Origin of the sequence: Mesorhizobium sp. M2A.F.Ca.ET.037.01.1.1, from assembly GCF_003998075.1 — a bacterium.
In the GTDB taxonomy this organism is placed as follows: Bacteria; Pseudomonadota; Alphaproteobacteria; order Rhizobiales; family Rhizobiaceae; genus Mesorhizobium.
Genome location: NZ_RZSA01000379.1, coordinates 1 through 5,704, shown reverse-complemented (window position 1 = coordinate 5,704; position 5,704 = coordinate 1). Strand labels below are relative to the sequence as shown.

The following is a 5,704-nucleotide window of genomic DNA, read 5'->3' as shown; positions in this document are numbered from 1 at the left end:
GTCGTAGCCGGTATCCTTCAAAGCCGTGACCAGCAGCGCGCCGGATGCATCTGGCGATCCATCAATAACGAAGACAAACTCGATATCGCCCCTATACCTGCCGTGAAAGCCGGCAACTGCCTGCATCAGGGCGGGGATATTCGCCTCGTTTCGATAGATGGGAAAGACGATGGAGCGCGCCGTCACAATGCCTCCCATTCACCGAGAGCCTTGCACACTTGCTCGATCTCGTCGCTCGTCAGGTCTGGGTGGCACGGAAGGGAACAAAGACGACCGATACTTGCCCTGGAGACCGCGAGATTTTGGGTCCCTTTCATGGGCAGGTCAGCCCAGCCAGCCTGATCGCAATCGAGTACGGGATAGTGGACATCGGTATCGACTCCGCGGGCCTTCATGAACACCCGGAATGCATCCCGATCGTCGCAGAGTAGGACCGCAAGGTGCGCGACGGCGCCGCTGCCTCCGTCGACGAACCGGAGCCGGCTCCCGGCAGCAGACTTGAATCGGTCGAGGATGGCGCGGCGCTGTTCATTGCGACTGTTCAAATCCGGAAGAAGGATATCCAAAATCGCGGCCTGGACCTCATCCATGCGGGAGTTGCGCCCTCCCGGCAATCCCACATGATATTTGGAGCTCCAGCCATATTGATGAAGCTGACGAACGCGGTCTGCCAGCCTGGGATTGGAGGTTAGGACCGCGCCGCCATCCCCCATCGCGCCGAGATTCTTGGTCGGATAGAAGCTGAAAGTGGCGATGTCACCAAGCGATCCGACCGTTTCATCCCCGATGCGTGCACCATGTGCCTGGGCGCAGTCCTCGATGACCGGTATGTGCGACATGCCCACATCGATAAGTCCTGCCCGGATAGCGGGAACATCGACCACACCTCCGTAAAGGTGGGTAACGACGATCGCAGCGGTGTCGGCACCCACTGCCTCCAGCACCGCTTGGATGCTTGCAAGCTGGCTGGCGGGTTCGATGTCGACATAGTGTGGAACGAGGTCGTTGTGCCAGCAGGCGCAACTGGCATATCCCCCGGCATTGGCCGCCACGATCACCTCGCGTCCATGCGAAGCGTTGAGCCCGACGACCGAGCGCAGAGCAAGCTCGAGGGCGTCTGTTCCGTTGGCGACGAGGATGCAGTCAGAGGCTCCCACAAATTTCGCAAAGTTTGCCGCGAATCGCTTCCCGGCCGCGCCATTGAGCCACCATCCGGATTGCAACGTGCTCGTTACTTCGCGCGCAATCTTGACCTCGTAGCGCTGATACAGGCGCTTGAGATCGTTCATCGGAACGGCATTCGGCTTCGTCATCAACAACTCAACAGCGTATCTTTATTGATCCCGGCCTGCTCGAACTGCAAAACACCCAGAAAATTCAGGTAGTTCTAATATAAAGTATCTGAGATACTGCCGTCACGGGCAGAATGGAAAGCCGGAACCACGGGCACAACTATTGAGATTCCGGCCTAGCCGCAACAGCTACGCGTCATTTTGCAAAACGTTGCAAGCCTAAAGCGCGTCGCGATCCTTCGGATGCGCTCCCATGCGCTTTAAGGTCCTTGATTTTACGCATGTTCTTTATCTCGAAACCGGTCCCCATTTTCGGGAGGCATGCTTTAGGGGCGGGCCAACGCGGCCTCGACAGGTTTGACCGGCACCGCTGTCAGCGACTCCACTCGGCCGCCTTTGAGCGTTAGCCTCTTCGTGCACACGCTTTGAATAAGACTCTCGCTGTGGCTCGCCAGAACGATTATGCCTGCCTTTTCGGCCAGTTCATCCATGCGCTTCTTGGCCTTTTCCTGGAAAGAGGCATCCCCCGCCCCGATCCATTCGTCCATGAGCAGGATTTCGGGGTCGAGCGCCGTCGCCACCGAAAAGGCGAGCCGCGCCGCCATACCCTGGCTATAGGCCTTGAAAGGCAGGTCGATGAAATCGCCGAGCTCGCTGAAGGCAATGATGTCTTCCATCTTTTCTTCAATCTCGGCTTCCGACCATCCGTTGATCAAGCCCCGCAACACAATGTTGCGGCGGCCGGTCGCTTCGCGGCGAAACCCTATGTTGATGTTGAAAAGAGCGTCGACCTTACCTTCGATCGCGACGCTCCCTCCGGAAGGCTCGTAAATGCCGTAGAGGACCTTCAGCAGTGTTGTCTTACCGGCTCCGTTCGGGCCGACAAGACCAAGCCGGTCGCCGGCCTTGAGTTCGAAACCGACGCCGTCGAGCGCCTGAACAAACTGCTTTCGGCCGGAGCCTTCTATTCGACCGCCAGTCGCGCTTAAACGCCGATCCGGCGCCGAAAGCGTCAGTTTTTCGTGCAGCTTGTAGATCAGGCTGACGTTGTCCAGCTTTATGGAAACCATCACAAACTCAAATCAAAAAGACGACCTGGCGGCGGTAGCTGCCAAGCAGCAGCAGCGCGATCGTCCACGTGACCAACGCTGTGGCGCCGGTGATGGCGAAGGCGTTACTCGGAAACTCACCCCCGAGGATCGGAATGCGCGCAACGTCCAGGAAGTAAGAGAACGGGTTCCAGAGATAGGAGTATCTCTGTATAGCGTCTTGGCCATTATAGACCCAAAAGACGGGTGTGAAGAACATCCCAACGCGCATCAGATTGCCGACGATGAATTCGCTATCTGGAAAGAATGCGCCCAAAAACGCGAAGACCGTGATGAGGGCTGGTGTGGTCAACAAGATCAACAGCAGTCCAGCAAGCGACCACAGCCACGCAGGCGTCAGCGAGGGCCCGCTGATCAGCAGGATAATGATGCATCCGACAACTGCATAACCGGCCCGGATCACCGACTGTACCGTCAGCCGCATCACATAGACGAACAGCGGCAGCGTCGTACCTTCGATGAAGCTCTCTTCGCGCTTGAAGAGTGGGACGCTCAGGGAGATGATCTCCATGAGGTAAAACCACACCATAAGGCCGATGGCGACGTAGGCGCCATAGCCTGCCGCATCCTTGCCAATCGGTTGAAACACGAAAACGAATGTTCCCGCGAAGGCAAGATAGTTGACGAGAAGCCAAAGTGGTCCGAGCGTGGTGCGCCGATGCTGGTCTCCGATATCCTCATGAGCCAGGGCAATCCATACCCTTCGCAGCTTCATGGTTCGGGAGATGTCGTCGAGGGCGCCATTCAGTACCGAGATCATAGTCGTGGTGTCACAGTTTTTGTTCCGGTGATTCGCCTCTCGCCCCGCACGCCCCCCTACACCTCTTTCATAGCTATTGCGACAAGCTTATGGCAGCGCGCTGCGGCTTAGTGAAGCCGGATCGTCATGCTATGATTTCCATTAGCAGAATCTGTTGGATGCTGCGGCAGTTTTCCTGAAGAATAACAGTCCAGTCTGAGTCGTTGCTGCTTTGAGACAAATCGTCAGCAAGATGATATCCGCCCAAAAAACCTCTGGCCCTCCCGCTCGCTCCGCGCTAAGGCGATAATTGGGCGACGGGGTTGGGGATTTGCAATCCAGAGTGGCGGCGGACGATGTTTTGTCCTGCGCGGTTCTGATAGAGTGTCCCTACGCCTGGAGTTCAGTACTACCCAATGACCGCCTATGTAGAAGCCGTATCGGGCATTCGACCGAAGATGCGGCGCGCCATCATCATGGTTCAGGACCTCGTCATGGTTCTGGTCTCGGTGGCGCTCAGCCTCACGCTTTCTCAGTCGAGGCTTTCCTTCGATGCCTTCTCCACCGGCGGGCTGGCCTGCTGGGCGGTCATCGTGCTCGTCGCCCATCTGCTGTTTCGCGCTAGCGGCCTCTACAGCACCGTCTGGCGCTTTGCCTCCACGCCCGATTTCTTCAACATCCTCAAGGGCTGCGGCAGCCTGACTATCGTCCTCTATCTGGCTGCGGTCGCCTTCCGCTCCTTTTTTCAGCCGGTCGCCGGCCTCAACGAGCGCCAGTTCATCGTCTTTTTCCTGGTCTCCTTCACCATCATTTCGGCGCCTAGACTTTACTATCGCTTTCTCCGCGACGGCGCCTCTTGGCGCATCTTGCGCCGCGCTGCCAGCGACCCTTCGATCAAGCAGGCGCTGTTCATCGGCCGGTTGAGCGAGGCCGACGTGATCGTCCGCTTTACGCGCACGTCCGTGCCGGCCGAATACGCCATCGCCGGCATCATGGCGACCGAGAGCGAGGCGCCGCTCGGCGCCCGGATCCAGGGCGTCCCGGTCGTGGCGCTTCGGCCGCGCCTGGTCGAGGTGCTGGAGGACTATGTCAAGGGCACGGAAAACCTCGATCTCCTGATTTTCGGCAATGGCGCCGAGCGCGACATCGAGGACTATGCCGAGCTGGTGCGCGTCGCCCGCCACAGCGGCATCGCCGTCGTCCAGTTCTCCGGCCTGTCGGAGCTGGGGCAGGGCGGCAGGCTGGTTCTCGACACCGTCGAGATGGAAACCATCATGCGCCGTTCGGCGGTTGCCACCGACACGACGCGCATCGGCGCCTTCGTCGCCGGCAAGCGGGTGATGGTCACCGGTGGCGCTGGCTCCATCGGCCGCGTGCTTGTCAAGCGCGCGCTGGAGCTGGGCGCCGAGTCGGTGCTGGTGGCCGACAATTCCGAATTCGGCATTTTCCAGCTCGATCAGCTGATGGACGAGAAGCACCGCGACCGGCTGACGAGCCGCATCGTCGACGTCACCGACCGGCCTCACATGATGCGTCTCGTCAGCGAGTTCAAACCCGCGATCCTCTTTCATGCCGCGGCGCTGAAGCACGTGCCGCTGCTGGAAGAGAACTGGGAAGCGGCGATCGAGACGAATGTCTTCGGCACGCTCGCCTGCGCCGAGATCGCCGCCGAATGCGGGGTGCCGCAATTCCTGCTGATCTCCAGCGACAAGGCCGTCGCCCCGACTTCGGTGCTCGGCGTCACCAAGCGGGCGGCAGAGCAGATCGTCTCCTCGCTGCATGAGGCCCATGCCGCGCCATCATCCTTGCATGCCGCCGCGGCGAACGGTCATGGGGCCGGCCTCTCAAGCGCGCATCGTTCCGGCACCAAGTTCATCGCCGTGCGCTTCGGCAATGTCTTCGGCTCCAATGGCTCGGTGGCGACCATCTTCCAGGCGCAGATCGAGGCCGGCGGCCCAGTCACCATCACCGACCGGCGCATGACCCGCTATTTCATGACCGTGGCCGAGGCGGTCGATCTGGTCATCATGTCGGCCGCGGATGCCGAGCAGCGTCAGGGCAAGGACGACTACGCCATCTACATGCTCGACATGGGCAAGCCAGTGCCGATCCTCGAAGTCGCCGAGACCATGATCCGCATGGCCGGCAAAAGCCCCTACACCGACATTCCGATCCGCTTCACCGGCATCAGGCCCGGCGAGAAGCTGCACGAGACGCTGCATGGCGAGAATGAAGAGGTCGTCAAGCTCGACATCGCCAAGATCTTCGGCCTCAGGAGCGACGTCGTGCAATGGTCCAGGATCGAGGCCGCGCTGCCGGCGCTGGTGGCCGCGATGCACGATCGCGACAAGGCCGCGGCGCTTGCCGTCTTGGGCGGCTTATACCAGGCCGAGGCAGACCTCGGCGCGCACGGCCAGGCTGTGCCGAAAACGGCCGCACAGATCGGTTAGAGCAGTGCCACCCGCCCGAAATCGGCCGTTGAAGCCCGTTCGAATGCGCCCGCGGGTTCAGACACCGTGACCGCGAAAGTTCGGCGCGTGGCCGTCCTCATGGGCACGAAGGAT

The 5,704-nt window shown here is 60.1% G+C and carries 4 protein-coding genes and 1 pseudogene; 1 reads left to right on the top strand and 4 read right to left on the bottom strand.

Features of this window, described 5'->3' with window-relative positions:
- The 4 genes and pseudogenes from EOA27_RS19060 to EOA27_RS19045 all read right to left on the bottom strand — a co-directional run.
- Window positions 1-186 (bottom strand): annotated as a pseudogene (locus EOA27_RS19060) (hypothetical protein); the annotation flags it as partial.
- Window positions 183-1,313 carry a DegT/DnrJ/EryC1/StrS family aminotransferase gene (locus EOA27_RS19055; protein ID WP_126078436.1) on the bottom strand — a complete coding sequence of 377 codons (1,131 nt, stop codon included), beginning with the start codon at window positions 1,311-1,313 and terminating at the stop codon, window positions 183-185. The pseudogene EOA27_RS19060 and the gene EOA27_RS19055, both read right to left, overlap by 4 nt.
- A 305-nt stretch (window positions 1,314-1,618) precedes the next feature.
- Complete coding sequence (locus EOA27_RS19050; RefSeq protein WP_126078435.1) at window positions 1,619-2,362, bottom strand: ABC transporter ATP-binding protein; 744 nt, start codon at window positions 2,360-2,362, stop codon at window positions 1,619-1,621.
- A 7-nt stretch (window positions 2,363-2,369) separates the two neighbouring features.
- Window positions 2,370-3,161: an ABC transporter permease gene (locus EOA27_RS19045; RefSeq protein WP_126062044.1), complete on the bottom strand. Its 792-nt coding sequence runs from the start codon at window positions 3,159-3,161 to the stop codon at window positions 2,370-2,372.
- Window positions 3,162-3,556: 395 nt separating this feature from the next.
- Here EOA27_RS19045 and EOA27_RS19040 point away from each other — a divergent pair, with 395 nt between their 5' ends.
- Window positions 3,557-5,590, top strand: coding sequence for a nucleoside-diphosphate sugar epimerase/dehydratase (locus tag EOA27_RS19040; RefSeq protein WP_126078434.1), 2,034 nt, complete (start codon window positions 3,557-3,559; stop codon window positions 5,588-5,590).
- The last annotated feature ends 114 nt before the right edge of the window (window positions 5,591-5,704 follow it).